General features: G+C 59.2%; 16 protein-coding genes. 8 read left to right on the forward strand and 8 right to left on the reverse strand.

The genetic code is table 11. The annotated features are described in order from the left end of the window. Positions 1-306 precede the first annotated feature (306 nt). The 3 genes from AC5YUO_RS19810 to AC5YUO_RS19820 form a co-directional block, all read right to left on the reverse strand. Entirely contained in the window at positions 307-1599 is a 1293-nt protein-coding gene (locus tag AC5YUO_RS19810; RefSeq protein ID WP_496156474.1) for a CmpA/NrtA family ABC transporter substrate-binding protein, read from the reverse strand. Positions 1600-1633: 34 nt separating this feature from the next. Next, entirely contained in the window at positions 1634-2221 is a 588-nt protein-coding gene (locus AC5YUO_RS19815) for an ANTAR domain-containing response regulator (RefSeq protein ID WP_400816523.1), read from the reverse strand. A 101-nt stretch (positions 2222-2322) separates the two neighbouring features. Then, the gene (locus AC5YUO_RS19820) at positions 2323-2988 is read right to left on the reverse strand and encodes a GntR family transcriptional regulator (RefSeq protein WP_496156475.1); all 666 of its coding nucleotides are present in this window, start codon (positions 2986-2988) and stop codon (positions 2323-2325) included. A gap of 266 nt (positions 2989-3254) precedes the next feature. On the opposite strand from AC5YUO_RS19820, the gene AC5YUO_RS19825 reads away from it, so the two are divergent. From AC5YUO_RS19825 to amyA, 6 genes are all read left to right on the forward strand, one after another. Then, the gene (locus tag AC5YUO_RS19825; RefSeq protein WP_496156476.1) at positions 3255-4511 is read left to right on the forward strand and encodes an NRAMP family divalent metal transporter; all 1257 of its coding nucleotides are present in this window, start codon (positions 3255-3257) and stop codon (positions 4509-4511) included. Positions 4512-4532: 21 nt separating this feature from the next. After that, positions 4533-5300, forward strand: a complete 768-nt coding sequence (locus AC5YUO_RS19830; RefSeq protein ID WP_496156477.1) for a LamB/YcsF family protein — start codon at positions 4533-4535, stop codon at positions 5298-5300. A gap of 11 nt (positions 5301-5311) precedes the next feature. Beyond that, positions 5312-6121, forward strand: a complete 810-nt coding sequence (locus AC5YUO_RS19835; protein WP_496156478.1) for a putative hydro-lyase — start codon at positions 5312-5314, stop codon at positions 6119-6121. Between the two features lie 7 nt (positions 6122-6128). After that, positions 6129-7739 carry a 5-oxoprolinase subunit B/C family protein gene (locus tag AC5YUO_RS19840; protein WP_496156526.1) on the forward strand — a complete coding sequence of 537 codons (1611 nt, stop codon included), beginning with the start codon at positions 6129-6131 and terminating at the stop codon, positions 7737-7739. Continuing rightward, complete coding sequence (locus AC5YUO_RS19845; protein ID WP_496156479.1) at positions 7736-9466, forward strand: acetyl/propionyl/methylcrotonyl-CoA carboxylase subunit alpha; 1731 nt, start codon at positions 7736-7738, stop codon at positions 9464-9466. Before AC5YUO_RS19840 ends, AC5YUO_RS19845 begins: the two co-directional genes overlap by 4 nt. 111 nt (positions 9467-9577) lie before the next feature. Next, positions 9578-11065, forward strand: coding sequence for an alpha-amylase (amyA, locus tag AC5YUO_RS19850; protein WP_496156480.1), 1488 nt, complete (start codon positions 9578-9580; stop codon positions 11063-11065). 28 nt (positions 11066-11093) lie between these two features. On the opposite strand, the gene soxR is transcribed toward amyA, so the two are convergent. Together soxR and AC5YUO_RS19860 are read right to left on the reverse strand one after the other, a co-directional pair. After that, positions 11094-11549 (reverse strand): redox-sensitive transcriptional activator SoxR, encoded by a 456-nt coding sequence (gene soxR / locus AC5YUO_RS19855; protein ID WP_080828920.1) that lies wholly within the window; start codon positions 11547-11549, stop codon positions 11094-11096. A 158-nt stretch (positions 11550-11707) separates the two neighbouring features. Continuing rightward, a complete protein-coding gene (locus tag AC5YUO_RS19860) occupies positions 11708-13816 on the reverse strand; it encodes a TonB-dependent receptor domain-containing protein (RefSeq protein ID WP_400816540.1) in 2109 nt (702 codons plus the stop codon). A 147-nt stretch (positions 13817-13963) separates the two neighbouring features. On the opposite strand from AC5YUO_RS19860, the gene AC5YUO_RS19865 reads away from it, so the two are divergent. Further along, positions 13964-15433: a glycosyl transferase family protein gene (locus AC5YUO_RS19865; RefSeq protein ID WP_496156481.1), complete on the forward strand. Its 1470-nt coding sequence runs from the start codon at positions 13964-13966 to the stop codon at positions 15431-15433. 7 nt (positions 15434-15440) lie between these two features. On the opposite strand, the gene AC5YUO_RS19870 is transcribed toward AC5YUO_RS19865, so the two are convergent. Both AC5YUO_RS19870 and AC5YUO_RS19875 read right to left on the reverse strand, forming a co-directional pair. Further along, positions 15441-16640: a low temperature requirement protein A gene (locus AC5YUO_RS19870; protein WP_496156482.1), complete on the reverse strand. Its 1200-nt coding sequence runs from the start codon at positions 16638-16640 to the stop codon at positions 15441-15443. A 395-nt stretch (positions 16641-17035) separates the two neighbouring features. After that, the gene (locus AC5YUO_RS19875) at positions 17036-17248 is read right to left on the reverse strand and encodes a hypothetical protein (RefSeq protein ID WP_496156483.1); all 213 of its coding nucleotides are present in this window, start codon (positions 17246-17248) and stop codon (positions 17036-17038) included. Here AC5YUO_RS19875 and AC5YUO_RS19880 point away from each other — a divergent pair. Further along, on the forward strand, positions 17247-17573 hold the full coding sequence (locus AC5YUO_RS19880; protein ID WP_496156484.1) for a hypothetical protein: 327 nt from the start codon (positions 17247-17249) through the stop codon (positions 17571-17573). The two genes, AC5YUO_RS19875 and AC5YUO_RS19880, sit on opposite strands and share 2 nt — an antisense overlap. 133 nt (positions 17574-17706) lie before the next feature. Here the strand turns inward: AC5YUO_RS19880 and repC are convergent, their stop codons facing one another. Further along, positions 17707-18984, reverse strand: coding sequence for a plasmid replication protein RepC (repC, locus tag AC5YUO_RS19885; RefSeq protein WP_496156485.1), 1278 nt, complete (start codon positions 18982-18984; stop codon positions 17707-17709). Positions 18985-19111 lie beyond the last annotated feature (127 nt).

The following is a 19111-nucleotide window of genomic DNA, read 5'->3' on the forward strand; positions in this document are numbered from 1 at the left end:
GCCGCTCGGTGTTTGCGCCGGCGGAACGGGAGGAGTTCCGGGCAGCAAAACCTTGCGACGTCTGTGTCTTCTGAAAGCGCCTATGCCGCGCCCTGCTTGCCCCGATCGCCGTTGACCGGTGCAAACAGGAAGAAGCAAGAGGCGTGCCAATTTATGGAGACTGGATTATAATATTGAAAATAAAAGAGTATTTTTGAAAATCAAACTTATGATTAAATTTTAATCAGGCCGTTTCTTGTCTTCCATTTGTGCAAAGGAAAGAATTCCGCGCTTGAAATTTGCGCAGCCTGCGAGGCACGACGCCGCTCATGCCTCTCCTGAAGCTGGAGGAAAGGGCGCAGCGGTGCGCACGGAAAAACCGTTCACATAGCCTGCAATATCGGCGGGATCGAATACGAGACCGTCTACAAAACGGTCTTGCTCTTGCTGTCCTTCGATACGGATATCGGCATCATCAGGTGCATTGGCCTCGCCCAGCGCCGCCCGATAAATATCCGGCCGGTAGGCAGATAGGGCAGCCTCCACACCGGCCTCAGAAAATTCCGCCTGCCCCCAGCGGATCATCTGGCTGTAGATCCACAATGCCTGGCTCTGGCGCGGATAATTGGCGTGGCCGCCGTGGAAGATGAAATAATTGTCGATCACCCGGCGATTGCCTTGGCTGTCGATGCTGAATTCACCGGCAAGCACACGGCGAATGATGCCTTGCGGCGCGCCGATATAACGGGGATCGGCAAGTGCTGTGCTGAGATCATCGTGATTTTCGGCAAGGTCGCACCAGCGCGCGGCGGCATCGAGCGCCGTCAGCAGCCGTCCGACCGTTTCCTGCTGGTTTTCCGCCCATTCGGGTCGCATGCCGATGACCTTTTCCGGCGCGGAAGGCCACAAATCCTGCTTGGCCGCAACGATCCGGCCGACACCGCGCTCCGCGGCGACGATGTTCCACGGTGCTCCGACGCAGAAACCGTCAATGGCCCCTGCGGCAAGCGCATCGGACGTCAATGGCGGCGGTACCACCACAAGCTTGACGTCGTGATCGGGGTGAATGCCGCCGGCGGCGAGCCAATAGCGAAATTCGTAATTATGCGACGAAAAGGGATAGGTCATGCCAAGCGTCGGCGGCGGCTCGCCGCGGGCGCGCATATCATCGAGCACGCGCTTCAACGCCTCGGCGTTTTCCAGCGCTCCCGCCGTTTCGGAAAGCCCGGTCAAAGCCTTCATGCGCGCAAACAGCCGGGTCGAAAGCGTGATCGCATTGCCGCCGCGCCCAAGCGAAAAGGGCGTGATCGTCGGCGACGGGTTGGAGCCGAGCCCGAGCATCGATGCGACGGGCATCGGCGACAGCATATGAGCGATATCGAATTGTCGAAACGCCAGCCGGTCACGCACATTCGCCCAAGAGACATCCTTGACGAGATCGAGCGACAGGCCCTCGCGTTCGGCGAAACCGAATTCAGCCGCGGCAATCAGGACGGATGCGTCGACAAGGGGTATAAAGCCGGCACGCAGGATTTTTTGCCGGTCACTGCCGACGATTGCCGGTGCGCCCGGGGTTTGCGTTACTCCGCCGTCTGATCCGGCCGTTTTTTCCGGTGCCATATTCATACACTCCACACTGTCCGACTGGCCTTTGTCACATCAACAGGCCGGCCGCGGTGACCACGCTTTGCGCGATCTCGGAAATCTTCTTTTTCTCGTTCATTGCCGTTTGCCGCAGAAGCGCAAAGGCTTCCTCTTCGGAAAGACCGCGCATCTTCATCAGAATGCCCTTGGCGCGCTCGATGACCTTGCGCTCCTCAAGCGCCGATTTGGCTTCTGCGAGCTCCCGCTGCAAACGGCTGAAGGCATTGAAGCGGCTGACCGCCATATCGAGAATGGGCTTGACCCGCTCTTTCTTCAGCCCGTCCACCACATAGGCGGAAACGCCCGCCTCGACGGCTGCCTCGATGGAAGCCGTGTCGGAACGATCGACAAACATGGCGATAGGCCGGCCGACCGTTCGGGTGAGCTGGAAGAGATGCTCCATCATGTCGCGGTTGGGATTTTCAAGATCGATGAAGATGACATCAGGCTGCAGCGTATCGATGGTGCGCGCTACCCCGTTTACCTCATGGATGACCGTGACACGCTGATAACCAGCCTCGCGCAGCCCCTCCTCGATGATGGAGGCGCGGATCGCGTTTTCGTCTATTACGAGAATGGTCAGGTCGCGAAGCGTCATGTCAACATTGATGACGCAGCGCAGCAAACTTGGCAATCGGCTGCGTCAGCAAAAAATGAAGCGAGCCGCAAGGGCCGCTTTCTCCCTTGCTGCCCGTCATATCAGGAGGCGTGTTCAACGGCGCGTTCAAGCGCCTTCAGAACCGTCCGCTCGGACAGATTGAGATAGATTTCCATCTCTTCGCCTGCCTCTTGCGCCTTCCCCTCCTCCATCAGCGACAGGATCTTGCTGTTCATGTCGACAAAGGGGGAATGAAGCTGTTCGGGATCTTTCAGCAGCCCGAAACAAAGCCTGAGTTCAGCGGCGATGCGCTCATAAAAATCGCTGAGGCGAGCGCTGTCGAGAAGATCGACGACGGCAGCATGAAATTTCATGTTGGCGCTGCCCACACCCAGCCAGTCGGCATCTTCACGCTTGATCTTGGCATCCTCGACCGCCGCCCGCATCGTCTTGATCGCGGGATGCTTGTGCCAGGCCTGTCGTAACGCACCGCATTCCACCATGCGTCGCACCCGATAAATATCGATGACCGAGGACATGGTGGGAACGGCGACGAACACGCCGCGATTGGCCTCATGGCGCAGAAGCCCGTCCTTGGTCAGCAGCCGGAAGGCTTCGCGCAGCGAATTGCGGGAAACGTCGAAACGTTCGCTGAAGGCTGCCTCCGAAAGGCGCTGCCCCGGCATCAACTCGCCTGATATCAGCAGGGTGCGGATACCCTTGGCCAATCGATCCGCAAGCGGCAGACCCTCTATCGTTTCGGTCATGGCGCTCCTTTCCTTAAGAGCAATGCAGCATCGGGAATTCCGTGACAGGCATGTTCGGACACGGCATGATTGCCCATAGCACAAAGCATTAGCAAAGCACGAAAAAAACGTGATGAATTCATGCGCATAACGTCCAACAAATAGACATAATAGGAGAACGATTATTATTTATTGTTGAACAATGTTGACAATTTCGCAGAACAGGACAAGATCGACCGCATAAAGCATCCGCGAGGGGCGGATTGCGACAGGAGCGGAGAAAATCCATGGAGCAACAGAAGCTCTCGCCCGCCGACCCGAATGAGGTTGCGCGCAAGGCGAAAAATCAACGTTATGCCTTGCTTTCGGCAATGTTCCTGATGTCGATGTCGGCCGTCGGGCCGGGCTTCATCACGCAGACTGCGAATTTCACGGTGAAACTGGGTGCCGCCTTCGCATTCGCCATCATTATTTCCATCCTGATCGACTTCGTCGTTCAGGCCAATATCTGGCGCATCGTCACCATCACCCGCATGCGGGCGCCGGCGATTGCCAATGCCGCCATTCCGGGCTCGGGTTATCTGCTCGCCATTCTCGTCATCATCGGCGGCCTGTTCTTCAACATCGGCAATATCGGCGGCGCCGGCCTCGGCTTCAACGCCATGATCGATCTCGATCCGAAGATCGGCGGCGCGATCGGCGCACTGGCAGCCATCGGTATCTTCCTGTCCCGTCGCGCAGGCATCGCCATGGACCGCGTGGTTTTCGTCGCGGCCTTCGTGAAACTGGCGCTGATCCTTTATGCGGCATATGTTTCCGGCCCGCCGGTAGCGGAAGCCTTCCGCCAGACCTTCCTGCCCGACACCATCGATTTCGTCACCATCACCACCATCGTCGGCGGCACGGTCGGCGGCTACATCACCTATGCCGGCGCGCATCGCCTGCTGGACAAGGGCATGGTGGGCGTTGAAAATATCAGCGCGGTCAATCGCGCGGCGTTGAGCGGTATCGCCATCACCGGCGTATTGCGCTACATCCTGTTCCTTGCCATCCTCGGTGTTGTCGCCAGCGGCGTGGTCATCGATCTCTCGGGTAAGGCGGCAAACCCCGCGGGCCAGGCTTTTCATGCCGCCGCCGGCGATATCGGCTTCCGCCTCTTCGGCGCGGTTTTCCTCGCCTCGGCCATGACAAGCATCATCGGTGCGGCCTATACCTCCGTGTCGTTCCTGACGGCTTTCAAGCCTGACATAACGGAGCGCCAGCGCAATCTGGCAACGGTTGGTTTCATCGCCATCTCGCTTATCGCCTATATCATCATCACCACACCGCCTGCAGCCATGCTCGTCTTCGTCGGCGGCCTCAACGGTCTCGTTCTGCCAATCGGCCTTTCGATCTTCATGTACGCGGCCTGGAAACGCGCTGATCTGATGCACGGATATCACTACCCACGCTGGCTGCTGGTGCTTGGCGTGCTGACCTGCGCACTCACCTGGTATATGGCCTATAAGTCGGCGGGCGCGATCTTTGCCCTGCTCGGCTACTGATAAAATTAGAGGGAGGCAAACATGGCCGCTATCGATCTCAACAGCGATCTTGGCGAAAGCTACGGCGCGTGGCGCATGGGCGATGACGAAGCGATGCTCGCCATCGTTTCCAGCGCCAACATCGCCTGCGGATTTCACGCCGGCGACCCGGCCGGCATCTACCGCACCGTCAAGGCCGCTGCCGAAAAAGGCGTGGTCGTCGGCGCCCATGTCTCCTATCCGGACCGCGTCGGCTTTGGCCGCCGCGATCTGGACGCGACCTCGGAAGAACTGATCGCCGATGTCATCTATCAGATCGGCGCGCTGAAAGGTGTCGCCGCCGCGGCCGGAACCACGGTGCGTTATGTCAAGCCGCACGGCGCCCTTTACAATCGCATCGCCAATGATGCCAAACAGGGGCAGGCCGTGATCGACGGCATCAAGGCCGTCGACCCTTCGCTGGTATTGATGGGCCTTGCCAATGCCCCCATCCTCGATCTCGCCCGCAAGTCGGATCTCGCCGTCGTTGCCGAAGCCTTTGCCGATCGCGCCTATACGCCTGAAGGCCAGCTCGTTTCCCGCCGGGAAGCCGGTGCCGTGCTGCATGACGCTGCAAAAATCGCCGACCGCATGGTGCAGCTTGCCCGCGAAGGCACGCTGGAGGCCATCGATGGCAGCATCATAAAAATCGAGGCGCAATCCATCTGCGTGCATGGCGACAGCCCCGGTGCGGTCGCCATCGCCCAGGAAATCCGCCGCCGTTTCGAGGCCGATGGTATCGCAATCCGTTCCTTTGCATCCGATCGCTGAAAGGGTAGCCGATGACGATACCGCCATCCTATCTCAACCACACGGACCCGGAGGCTGCGCGACAGGCCCGCGCGACCTATCGTAACGGCCTCGTCGCCCCAACTTCCGGCATAGCGCCCGGCTTCACGCAGGCGAACATGATCGTGCTGCCGCGTGACTGGGCCTTTGATTTCCTGCTTTATGCGCAGCGCAACCCCAAACCCTGCCCGGTGCTGGATGTGTCCGATCCCGGTTCGCCGACAACGCTTCTGGCGCCCGGCGCTGATCTGAGAACCGATCTGCCGCTTTACCGCATCTGGCGCGACGGTAAGCTCGTCGAAGAAACCGCGGATGCAACGGCCGCCTGGGCAGAGCGTGACGATCTCGTCGCCTTCCTGATCGGCTGCAGCTTCACCTTCGAAACGCCGATGGTGGAAGCGGGCATCGAAATCCGCCACATGACGGATAAAAGCAATGTGCCGATGTATCTCACCAACCGGCCCTGCCGCCCGGCCGGGCGGCTGAAGGGCAACATGGTCGTTTCCATGCGGCCGATCCCGGCGTCGCGGGTGGCCGACGCGGCCACGATTTCCGGGCGTTTTCCGGCCGTGCACGGTGCCCCCGTGCACGTCGGTGCGCCGGAGGAAATCGGTATTTCCGACCTTGCCAAACCTGATTTCGGCGATGCGGTGCGGATCGAGCCGGGTGAAGTTCCGGTGTTCTGGGCCTGCGGTGTGACCCCGCAGGCCGCGGTCATGGCATCCGCCGTACCCTTTGCCATCACCCATGCGCCAGGCCATATGTTCATCACCGATATTCCCGATTCCGCCTATCACGCGTGAGGATATGATGCGTTTTCTCCCCGTCAGCCTCACGACCATTCTTGTCGAACTCGCCGATCTCGACGAGACGCTGGCACTTTTCGCCTCGCTTCAGAGTGATCCCATCGAGGGCATCGAAGAAACGGTGCCGGCTGCCCGCACCCTGATGATCCGTTTCCGCCCGGAAAAGATCGGCGCGGAGATGCTGGCCGCGCAGCTTGCAAGCCGCGATCTCTCGGCAAAGATCGCACCTTCCGACAATCTCGTGGAAATCCCCGTCCATTATGATGGCGAAGATCTCGCCGACGTCGCCGAGCTGACCGGCATGAGTGTCGAAGAGGTCATCCGCCGCCATACCGAAAGCGAGTTTACTGTCGCCTTCTGCGGTTTCGCACCCGGTTTCGGTTATCTGGTCGGCGGTGACCCCGCCCTGCATGTGCCGCGCCGGCAAAGCCCGCGCACCCGCATTCCCGCAGGTTCGGTGGCGCTGGCCGGCGCCTTCAGCGGCGTCTATCCGCAAAACAGCCCCGGCGGCTGGCAGATCATCGGCACCACGCCGGTGAAGATGTGGGATATAGATCGCGATCCCGGGGCGCTGTTCCAGCCGGGCTACCGGGTGCGTTTCTTCGACATGGACAAGGCCGGCAGAACGGTCGATATCCCTGCCCCGGCACCGCGCCGGAAAGAACCGACAAAAGAAGGCCCGCATTTCGAGGTGCTCGCCGCGCCGATGCCCGCCATCTTCCAGGATCTCGGCCGTTTCGGCCAGACCGGGCAGGGCGTCTCCGCCTCGGGCGCGCTGGATCGCGGCGCGTTTAATGCCGCAAACCGCATCGTCGGCAATCCGGCCAACACGCCGTGCCTCGAACTGACGCTCGGCGGCTTTTCTTTCAAAAGCGCAAGCCGCGCCGTCATCGGCATAACCGGCGCCCGCTGCCCTGTCACGATCAGGACGGCGGATCGCAGTTTCACCGCCCAAATCCATGGCCCGGTCTCCCTTGAAGCCGGTGACGTGGTCACTTTTGGCCAGCCGCCGAAGGGCATGCGCTGTTATCTTGCCGTCCGTGGCGGGTTCGATATCGAGCCGGTGCTCGGCAGTTTTGCGACGGATACGCTGGCTGTCGTCGGCCCCGATCCGGTGGGTGCAGGCGCCATCCTGCCGCTTAAGGGCGAAAAATCTGGTCTTTCCAGCGTATCGATTGGCGAGATTCCGGCGTTTGAGCCACCGGCAACCGGCGAGGTCGTGACACTGGACGTCGTTCTCGGCCCCCGCACCGACTGGTTCACGCAAAAGGGTATCGAAACGCTGACCGGCCAGCTCTGGCAGGTCACCCCGCAATCGAACCGTGTCGGCATCCGCCTTGCCGGCGACGTGCCGGTGGAGCGCAGGGACAGCGCCGAATTGCCGAGCGAAGGCACCGCGACAGGGGCGATCCAGATTCCCCATAGCGGCCAGCCGGTTCTTTTCCTTGCCGATCACCCCCTGACCGGCGGTTATCCCGTCATCGGCGCGGTGGCGGAATATCATCTCGATCTTGCCGGGCAAATCCCCGTCAACGCCAAAATCAAATTCCGCCCGATCGGCCCCTTTGCCGAAATCGCGGCCAAAAACACAGAATTCGGAGGAGAAAAGCGATGAAAAAAGTGCTGATTGCCAATCGCGGCGAGATCGCGGTGCGCATCATCCGCGCCTGTCGCGATTACGGCCTGCAATCGGTCGCCGTTTATGCCGACCCCGATCAGGACGCGCTTTTCGTCCGGCTAGCGGATGAGGCCTATGCGCTGGAGGGCGTGCGTCCTGCCGAAACCTATCTCGACATTACCAAGCTGATCGCGATTGCCAAACGCGCCAGCGCGGATGCCGTGCATCCCGGTTATGGCTTCCTGTCCGAACGCGCCGAATTTGCCCAGGCTGTTCTTGATGCCGGACTGATCTGGATCGGCCCCGATCCTCAAGTCATCGAGGCACTTGGCGACAAGGTCGAGGCACGGCGCATCGCCACCGGTGTCGGCGCGCCACTGGTCGCCGGCAGCGATGGCCCCGTCTCTTCCGCCGCCGAAGTCACCGCCTTTGCCGAACAACACGGCTTGCCCGTCGCCATCAAGGCGGCCCATGGCGGCGGTGGCCGCGGCCTGAAAGTCGCATGGAAGATGGAGGAGATCGCCGATCTCTATGAATCCGCCGTGCGCGAGGCAACGGCTGCCTTCGGACGCGGCGAGTGTTTTCTGGAACGCTTCCTCGACCGGCCGCGCCATATCGAGGCGCAGGTTATCGCTGACAAGCACGGCAATGTGCTGGTGCTCGGCACCCGTGACTGCTCGCTGCAGCGCCGGAACCAGAAGCTGATCGAAGAGGCACCCGCCCCGTTCCTGTCGGATGAACAGCGCCAGAAAATCCATGCGGCTGCCAAGGCGATCTGCGCCGCAGCCGGTTATTCCGGCGCCGGCACCGTCGAATTCCTGCTCGGCGTCGATGGCACGATTTCCTTCCTCGAGGTCAATACCCGCCTGCAGGTGGAACATCCCGTTACCGAAGAAACCACCGGCATCGATCTCGTCATCGAGCAGTTCCGCATTGCCGAAGGCCACAAGCTTCGTGTGCTTGAAACGCCGCAACCGCGTGGCCATTCGATGGAATTCCGTATCAATGCCGAAGATCCGGGCCGCGGCTTTCTGCCGACCCCCGGTTCGATCTCGGTTTTCGATGCGCCTTCCGGCCCCGGCATTCGCATGGATAGCGGCGTCGTCAGCGGCTCCAGCGTGCCTGGCGTCTTCGATTCACTGATGGCGAAGCTCATCGTCACCGGTGTTGACCGCGATCAGGTTCTGCGCCGTGCCCGCCGTGCGCTCAAGGAATTCCGCATCGAGGGCATCGCAACTGTTCTGCCATTCCACCGCGCCGCGATCGAGACGGATGATTTCATCGGCACTGATGGGTTCAAGGTTCACACCCGTTGGATCGAGACCGATTTCGCCGCCATGCCCGACGCCATGGAACGCCCGGCACCGGCCGATGATCCGTCGATTACCCGGACCTATCTCGAGATCGACGGCAAGCGTGTTTCGGTCGGCCTGCCCAGCATTCTGCTCTCCAGCCTCGGCTCCGTCAGCGGTGGCAATGCATCCGCGCCTGGTGCCGCGGTCGAGAAAAAGGAGGGCGAAATCACCGCCCCCGTTTCCGGCACACTGCAATCTTTCAAGGTGAAGGACGGTGATACGGTTTCCGAAGGCGATCTTCTGGCGGTCATGGAAGCCATGAAGATGGAGACGCAAATTGTCGCCACCCGGGCCGGCAAGGTTCGCCTGATCGTCAAGGAAGGCGATTACCTGCAGGCGGGAGCAGCCCTTATCGATATAGCCGGCTAATATACAGCCGGCATACCGGCCTCACAATCGCAGATCGCGCGGCACCGGCGGCGGAACCCTTTCGCCGCCGAGCCGTTTATGGCGCGACCTGCTAACCATCGTGAGGGAAATATGGCCGGACGCACCTTGCTTCAATTCTTCCATTGGTATTATCCGGACGGAGGGAAATTATGGAGCGAGGTGGCCGAAAAGGCCGAAAGCCTTGCCAAAATGGGCATCACCGACGTCTGGCTGCCGCCCGCCTACAAGGGCGCCGCCGGCGGTTATTCGGTGGGGTACGATACCTACGATCTCTTCGACCTCGGCGAATTCGACCAGAAAGGCACGGTCGCGACCAAATACGGTGATCGCGGCGCCCTCGAACATGCGGGCAAGACGCTGAAAGAGAATGGCATCCGTGTCATTCACGACGTGGTTCTCAATCACAAGATGGGTGCCGATGAGAAGGAAAAGGTGCGGGTCCGCCGCGTCAATCCCGAAGACCGCACCGATATCGATGATGAGGATTTCGCAGCACTCGCCTATACGCGCTTCACCTTTCCCGGCCGCAACGGCAAACATTCCAAATTCATCTGGGACCTCAAGTGCTTCAGCGGTGTCGACCACATCGAGGAGCCGACCGAAGACGGCATATTCCGCCTCGTCAACGAATATGGTGATGGGGAATGGAATGAGGAAGTCGATCAGGAAAACGGCAATTTCGATTATCTGATGGGTGCGGACGTCGAGTTCAGAAACCGCGCGGTTTATGAGGAGCTCAAATATTGGGGCCGGTGGCTGTCCGAACAGGTGCAGGTGGACGGCTTCCGTCTCGACGCCGCCAAACATATTCCGGCGTGGTTCTTCCGAGATTGGGTGGGCCATATGCGCGAGACGGTCGATCCCGATCTGTTCGTCGTGGCGGAATATTGGCACCCCGATCTGGAGGCGCTGAAAAGTTATCTGGAGCTGGTCGACAAGCAGCTGATGCTTTTCGACGTCGCCCTTCACCACAGTTTTCATGATGCTTCGAAACAGGGCGGCGATTTCGATATGCGCAGCATCTTCGACGGATCGCTGGTATCGGCCGTTCCCGACCATGCCGTCACGCTGGTCGACAATCACGACACGCAGCCGCTGCAATCGCTGGAAGCGCCGGTGGAACCCTGGTTCAAACCTCTCGCCTACGCGATCATCCTGCTGCGCGAAGAGGGCGTTCCCTGCGTCTTTTATCCCGATCTGTTCGGCACTGGTTACACCGACACTGGTAATGACGGCAACGAATACAAGATCGATATGCCCGCCATCGAATGCCTGCCGAAGCTCATCGAGGCCCGCAGCCGCTTTGCCAACGGTCCCCAGACGGATATTTTCGACGATGCCAGCTGCGTCGCCTTTGTCCGCCACGGCACTGCCGATGCGCCGGGCTGCGTGGTGGTGATGTCGAATGGCGAACCGGGCGAAAAGCAGGCCGACCTCGGCCCGGAGCGTGCGGGATCGGTCTGGCGCGATTTTCTCGGTCACCGGGAAGAACAGATAACGCTTGATGAAAGCGGCAAAGGCACCTTCCCGACAAATGGCGGCAGCGTCAGCGTCTGGGTTCCCGCCGATTCCGAATAGAGGTGTCCGTCTCAGCACGGATAGACGCTTATTCAGCGGAGACGAGGCGGCGCGGTCCGGCGCCGTCATCGGCCAGAACATCGTTCGGATTGCGCAGCGGACAATCATCCAGCGACAGGCAACCGCAACCGATGCAGCCAGTCAGCTGGTCCCGCAGCATGACGAGATTGTTGATGCGAGTCTGGAGCATTTCCCGCCAGGACTGTGAAAACCTGCGCCAGTCCGCCGTCGTCGCCACCCGGTCCTGCGGCAGATCCGCCATCGCGTCCCTGATGATGCTGAGCTGAATGCCGGCCCGCTGCGCGATGCGGATGATGGCGATGCGCCGCAGGACGGCGCGGTGATAACGACGCTGGTTGCCGGCGGTGCGCCAGCCTTCGATCAGCCCCTTCGCCTCATAAAAATGGATGGTGGAAACGGCAATACCGCTGCGGCGCGCGACATCCCCCACCGACAGGCTGTGTTTGAAGATGGTATTTTCCATTCTGGCTCCTGCTTCCGGAACGATTTCCGCGCGGGAAAAGCGAAAACGCGTTGAAGAGCAGCCGGTATAATTCCTCAACTATAGTTGAGGTCAATAGCGAATGGTCAAAAAAAGAGGCGCCCGGCGGGCGCCCCTGAAATTCTGCGAGGATGGCGCAGTCAGAACTTCGCCGTCATGCTGATCCAGAAACGGCGGCCTTCCATGACGGTGTTGAAGTCGTCGGTGCCGACATCCTTGTCGAAGACATTATAGACGGCTGCATTGAGGTCGACATTTTCAGCGACCGCATATTTCGCGCCGATATCCAGCGTGGTGTAGGCGTCATATTTCCGTCCGGCCTTGCCGTTGATCGTCACCGGCGTACCGTTGGTGCCGATGCGCGGGCCGGCATTGATTTCCGATCCGTGGTAATTCAGCGAAGCCCAGGCTTCCAGCCCATCGATCGGAGTTACCCAATCGCCGCGCAGATTGGCCATATGTTCAGGTGTCCGCGCCAGCGGGAAACCTTCATAATCGCCGGTCTTCTGTTCGGAATGCGTATAGGTGTAGTTACCGCGCAGCGTCAGTTCCGGCGTCGCATACCAGGTCGCCGTCAGTTCCACGCCCTGAATGACCGCATCGTCGATGTTGTAATTATACCAGAGACGATAGTTGCGGTCCTCGCTCCAGCGGGCCGGCGTCCCATCCGGGTTGAGCACCAGCGCGTTGGAAATCTTGTCCTTGAAATCGGTGTAGAAATAGGTGGCGCCGAGGGCGACATCGCCATTGTCCCAAAGGGCGGCCACTTCATAGCTCGTGCTCTTTTCCGCTTCAAGATTGGGATCGCCGATGATCACGCCGCAGGTGCCGCTCGGCCCATAGCTGCAGCCGCCGCCACCCGTGGTATAGGCGTAACCCGGCGCGATCTGGCGGATTTCAGGAGCGCGGAAACCGGTGGAAACACCACCTTTGATCGTCAGCTCATCTGTGGCGCTCCAGACACCATAAAGCCGCGGGCTGAAATGATTGCCGTATTTCTCGTGATTATCGAGACGGAGACCACCCGTCAGCGCAAAATTATCAACGATGCGCCATTCATCCTCGACGAAAAGCGCCCATTGCGTTGCGGAGAAGGTTTCGTCGAGGCCGGTGCGGCGGCCCGGATTCTGGTCCGTCAGCCGCGCCTCGAAATATTGCCCGCCGGTCACCAGCGTATGGTTGCCGAATAGTTCGAACGGCGTGGTGAACTTGCCGTCGAGGACGGTGTTGCGGACCTCCGGCGAACGCGGATTTTCCGTCACCCTGCCGGTTCGGATGTTTCTGGTGAAGTTGGTGCGCTCCGCCCATTCCTGCTGGAACGAGAATTCAGACGTGGTCGGTCCCCAGCGGCCCGTATGCGACAGCGACCAGTGATCACGCGTATTGGTGTTGTAGGTGCCATTGGCATCCGTCGCCGCCAGCGTATCGCCGGGCTCGGCGTCGCGGCGCAGGCGGGTCTTGCCGCCTTCCAGATAGATGTCGTGGTCTTCATTCGGCGTAAACGTCAGGCGGCCGTTGAAATCATATTCCTTGGCGCCCGTGGTGCCGTTCAGAATACGGTCTTCGCCCCGCGTGAAACCCCTGCCCCAGAGCTGCAGACCGAGCTGATCCTTCAGGATCGGCCCGTTCGCATACCAGGAAACCTGGCCGCTATTGCCGAACTTGGAATGCTGCTGGACCGTGCCCTCGGTGGTGACGGAGCCGGACCAGACGTCGCCGACCTTGCGGGTGATGATGTTGATGACGCCGCCCATGGCATCCGAACCGTAAAGCGACGACATCGGGCCACGCACAACCTCGATGCGCTCGATTGCCGAGACCGGCGGCACGAAGCTCTGTTCGAAGCCGGAATTTCCATTGGTGCGGGCGTCGCGCGTGCTCTGCCGCTTCCCATCAACCAGAACCAGCGTGTAAGCGCCGGGCAGGCCGCGAATGAAAATATCCTTTTCATTGGCGATGCCGGTGACGGACACACCCTGCACTTCCCGCAGGGCATCGGTCAGATCGCGGTAAGAGCCTTTTTCCAGATCCTCCCGCGTCACCACCGTGATGCTGGCCGGTGCGTCCTTCACATTCTGCTCGAAGCCGGATGCGGTGACGACGATCTGCTGAAGAACAGTGTTATCTCCAGATGCCTGCTGCGCGAAAGCCGGCAGAGCAAGACCAAGAGCGGTGCCCGCCATTGCTGCCGAAACACCGGCCTTTATTATTGTCACGGTCCTGTTCTGGCCGCGGTACTTCAATTCCATGTTATGCCCCCGCATTTAACTTGAGAATTTAACCCCACTTATTTAGGAGGGAGGGCAGGTGCAACGCGTTTGTTTTCGAACAGTTCTAAATTCCAGAAATTGCAAAAAGGGCTCCCCGAACGAGCGGCGGAGTAAAAAAATCGCAAGATGACAACCGGCAAGAGAAAAGATGAACCAGTCTCCACGGCAAAACCCGACAGGCTTGGACAGCTGAAATTACTTGTCGCTTTCGATGCCTTGTTGCGGGAAGGCAGTGTCAGCCGCGCTGCGGCGGGCATGGGACTGCCGACATCTTCCATGAGCCGGATATTGCAGCAGCTCCGCGAAAAATACGGTGACCAGCTTTTTCTGCGCACCGGTCAGGGCCTGCGCCCCACCCCCTTTGCTGAAAACATGCGGCTGCGCATCCGTTCGCTGGCAGCGGAGGCCGAAAACCTGATCGACTATTCGCAGGAAAAACCCGCAGCCCCGGCCCCCACCAGTGTAAGCGGCTGGGAGCGGCCGGTCCTGATGAAAGCACCACCGCTCTCGCTTCGCCCCAGCGTTCTTCTCGAAGGTCAACCGACACCGGAAAACATCGCCGACCGTCTCGCGCGCATCGGTCACAATGCCGACCCGCAGCAGAGGCTTGCCAAATATATCGCAACCTCGGCGATGGGCATCGGCAACAGCCGCCCACTCAGCCAAGTGGAAGCCATGGATGCGCTCTCGATCATTCTCGATGGCGATGCCGACCCGATACAGATCGGGGCACTGCTCGCCACCATGCATTATCGCGGCGTGACCGCGGCGGAGCTTGCCGGTTTCATTAAGGCCATGTGGCAACATATAGAAAGAAACCAGCAGGCGCCTGCATCGGCGGATCTCGACTGGCCGGCTTATATGTCGCCGAAACATCGCGACGCCCCATGGTTCCTCCATTCCGCACGTCTTGTTGCCATGGCGGGATACAGCGTGCTGCTGCACGGCCATGTGGGACAGGGCGAAAACGGCGGCAAGCTTGAACTTGCCGCGCAGGCCTGCGGCATTCCCCTTTGCCACTCGCTTTCGCAGGCGGCGAAAGCCACAGCCTCGGAACGTATCGCCTATCTGCCGATCGGTGGCCTGTCCTTGCAATTTCAGAGCCTGCTCGGCCTATACGACATTCTGGAGATGCGCCTGCCGCTGAATACGGTCGTGCATCTTCTCAATCCGCTTCGTGCCAGAAGCACCATCATTGGTGTCGCTCGCCCGTCCTATCAGGAACTTCACCGCGATACGGCACGGCTGCTTTCGGTGGAAAATCTCGCCATTCTCGGCAATACACGCGATTTCGCGCAATACACGCCATTTCGCAGTACCCGGATTTTCGGTCTTTCAGAGGGCAGAGACGTAGAGTTCATCATTCCCGCACGCGAAACACCGCCCGCCGAAATGCCGACCATGTTCACTACCTTCGAATATTGGCGGGCGGTCTGGACGGGTGCCGCAAGGGACGAAAGGGCCGAGACCATTATCATTTCCACGACGGCCATCGCGCTGATGCTAGTCAACGATATGACCCTTCCCTTTGAGGAAGCCTATGCGCGCAGCCTCAGGCTCTGGAACGACAGGGCGCGCAATCTGGCCAATGCCTGATTAACCGTCAGGCATTGGTGACGGCTTTTTTCAGCGCCCAATATTCCCAAAAGGCGACGAGCAGAAGAATTCCCGTGCTTGCCAGTTGCAGCACGAAAAGCGGGATACCCGGCACCGGCAAAAGCAGGCAGAGGGCCGCGACACCGGCGAAATGCGAAATCGGTCGCTGATAGGCGGTGGCAATCTTGACGCCGATATTACCGGCCAGAAACAGGACCGGACCGCCGAGAATGGCGATCGCTTCCCGCATCGTTATGCCATCACGCGCATGGGAGAGGCTGAAATCCTCACCCACCGCCGTCAGGATGATACCGGCCACGATGGGCAAATGCCCGTAATTAAAAAGATTATGGGCGATCTTCGCCTTCTCTTCGGCATTCTCGGCCTTTCTCGAAGCTCCCTCCTGGCCGTGATGGAAATAAATCCACCACATGGCGACGGTGCTGACGAAAGCCGAACAGAAGACGACGAATGTCAGACCCGAATTCATATATTCCGTGGCCGTGCGCCCCGTGGTCAGGATCGTTTCCCCGAGGCAGATGATCACGAAGAGCGCACATCGCTCCGCCAGATGTTCACCGGAAAGATGCAGCCTGTCCTCGTCGCTCGAAGCCACGCCCGGCACGACATAACGGCAGGCGGGGCCGGCATATTCGATTGCGAGCGCGATTCCCCACAGGAGAATGCGATCCGCTAGATCGACGAGCCCACCGGCGATCCAGAACAGGCTCGATATGACGAGCCAGATCGTCACGCGCACGAACACCAGAAAAGACGGGCGGTCTTCGCCCCTGAAGGCATAGAGGGCGAACAGGCTTCGGCCGACCTGCATGGCGCTGTAGATCAGGGCGAAGACAAGGCCCTGCTCCGCAAATGCCTCCGGCAGCGCAATGGCCAGAAGAACGCCCCCGAACATCAGGACGAATAGCAGAAGCCTGACTGGCTCCATTTCGGTGTTCAGCAGGTTTGTGATCCAGGTCGTATGTATCCACAACCACCAAAGCGAGAATATCAATATGCCGGCCTCAAGCGCTGCCGTCGGCCCAAAATCCTTGGCCAGCGCGTGGGAGAGCTGGATCAGTGCGAAAACAAAGACCAGATCGAAGAATAATTCGGGAAAACTGGCCTTTTCGGCATCTTGGCCCTCCTGCCTTACCCAGCTTTCCGCATCCGCTTTGCGTCGGTTAATCTCCCCCTCAGCTCTCATGCCACCCCCATTGTCAGATGTCGATCATCGCAATACGTGCCCTCACCGTTGCGACAGGGTCTCTTCGCTGCCCGAGGCAAGCGGGCTCGACCTTCGGCCAGGAAATTCCAGCGCCCGCGCACTGTCCGGATAAAACTGCGGCCCGACCAGACGGACTTTTTTCCCGGACACGTCGGTAATGTAGTTCGGGGCGATGACCTTTGGCGGAGCTGGGGTGCTATCGGATTTGGAAACCGCAAGCGTGCTGACCTCGAAAGTTTGGGCAACTGTCGGCAAGCCCGTCATTATGGCAAGCGCGACTGCGAGAAGAAATGATCTTGGAAACATGGGGCTCATATCCTGGCACAATTATCTGCGCCATAAACAGGCCTCGTCCGCTTTGGTTCCGCCGCTTCTCAGCTATCCTCATCCAGGTAGGAGCTATATTGCACATAGGCCGCGCTCGGTTGCCCATCAATGATTTCGCGCGGCCGACCATCACCACCGGGCAGATGCCCAGTGTTTTCAAGCTCCACCCTCATGAGCTTTTCAATCGCCCTGTCCCGGGGCAAGGCGTTGTCCGCCATATAGAGAGCGACGGCCAGTTCCATATCATCCGGAAAATTCATGAGATCAGCCATCCGTTTTAGCAATAAAGCGCAAACGCAGGACCCTGCGGAAAGTTCAACTTCGCCGCCTCTGCGCGATGCAGCTTGTCTCGAATGTGCATTGCGCTTCCGTCAGTTTTCATGCCCGGTTTTGCAGCAACCAGAGATGCACTTTTATCCAGCGCTCCCCCAGTTCGACCGGTCATCAATGCACAAAGATTGCACTTTTCTGCCCTCTTCATCGCAATTCCGACGAAAAACATCGCCGACTCAAGCGATTGAAACCAATCACGGAAAAACGCAAACGAAAGCTAAACAAAACTTAGTTTTCATTACCTTGCATTAACCATAGAAATCCCCCGGCTGCCCTGTCGATATCAGCAGCGCCACGCGAATCTCTTCTGCTTGCGGGAACGGTGTTAATCTAACTTCAGTCCGTTTTTTCCGCAAGCCACGGCCATTTGCCAGGCCCTCGGAACTCAGCAGGGCATGCTTGCCTCCATAATATCCTTACGGCCTCGCAATTGCGCCAGAAGCATCGTCTGTACGTCGAAGCCGCCCTCCTGGGCCTTGCGGGTCAGATTGCGCAGATATCCGCCGAGCGAACTTATCTGGTCGGCTTTCTGCAAGAGGCAGGCGAGAATGGCTGCCGTTCCCTGTCGGCCGAATGTGACAAGCGCTTCCTGATATGCCGACTGGCTGATGTTGAACATGGTTTTGATCACGGATGTCGCCACTTCGAGATCGCGCCAGCCGGTAACCGCTCCGCCAGGTGCGTAGAGCGAGATATCCGGGCAAGCCTTCAAAACCAAAACAATATCAGGAACAAAAAATTGCTTATGAAGAACCGGCTTTGGTGGTTGTGACGAAGGTGTTGCACTGACGGGTGCCCCATAGGCGGGCTGGGCGCTTGCCTTGCTGGCAGGTGCAACGGCTATCGGCTCATTCAAATTTTGCCGTTTAGATATGGATTCGGATTCTGAATTCTTTATGAGGCGCTCATTTTGGCAGTCATTGCCGCCCGTTTTTTCCGATTTTTCAATGTTTTCCAGATAGTTGGTCACTTCTGCGCGCAAAGATGCCAAAAATCCGGCGATTTCCCTAAGTTCCGCAGGCTTGGAATTGCGACCGAGAGAACGGGCAATGGCATTGTAGCGTGTCTGAAACCCTTCGCAGGTTTCAACCTGACCGCTCGCGGCAATCATCTCGCAGAGTTTCTGGATATCGCGGCGGCAAAGGCTGATGTTTTCGCGAAGCCGCTGAAGATCGAGCCGCTCGCTGACGATGCGTTCGGCCAGTTCCTCGATTTCCGCTTTGCGGGCAAGAAGCGGCGCCAGCGAAAAACCATAGGCTTCGCTGATTTCCCCTCCCCTGTGCTTGCGGGCATATCGTTTTCCGTTCGGGCTGTCCTTGCGGATGATGAGACCGGCTTCGACAAGCGCCGAAAGGTGCCGGCGTAATGTCTGTTCGGCCATGCCATGGGCCCTGAGCGACAATTGCGTATTCGAGGGAAAGACGACCAGGCCGGCTTCGCTGGAAAGTTCGTTTTTCGGATAAAAACTCAAAAGCGCGTTCAGAACCGCAAGGGAGCGATCAGTCACGCCGAGCAATGGCCTGGCTTCACAGACCGAGCGATAGAGTTTCCATTTATCGACCGCTTCGATTTTTTTGTTTTTCTGCGCGGCCAACTGGGTTGCGAGGACGCCAAACGACATCGCTCGTCGCCCAAAGGGCGTCGTTACACATGTGCTGTCCATGTCTTTCACCTTTCACAAGGCAAAAGAAAATCGCTCACCGAAAAATTCGATGCCAAGACTCTTGACTATGATTCGCGGAAATGAGATTCTTCGGGTGCTTAAATCAAAGAAAGGCTTCCGCGCGGCA

Source organism: Agrobacterium sp. LEGMi-208b (genome assembly GCF_059511785.1).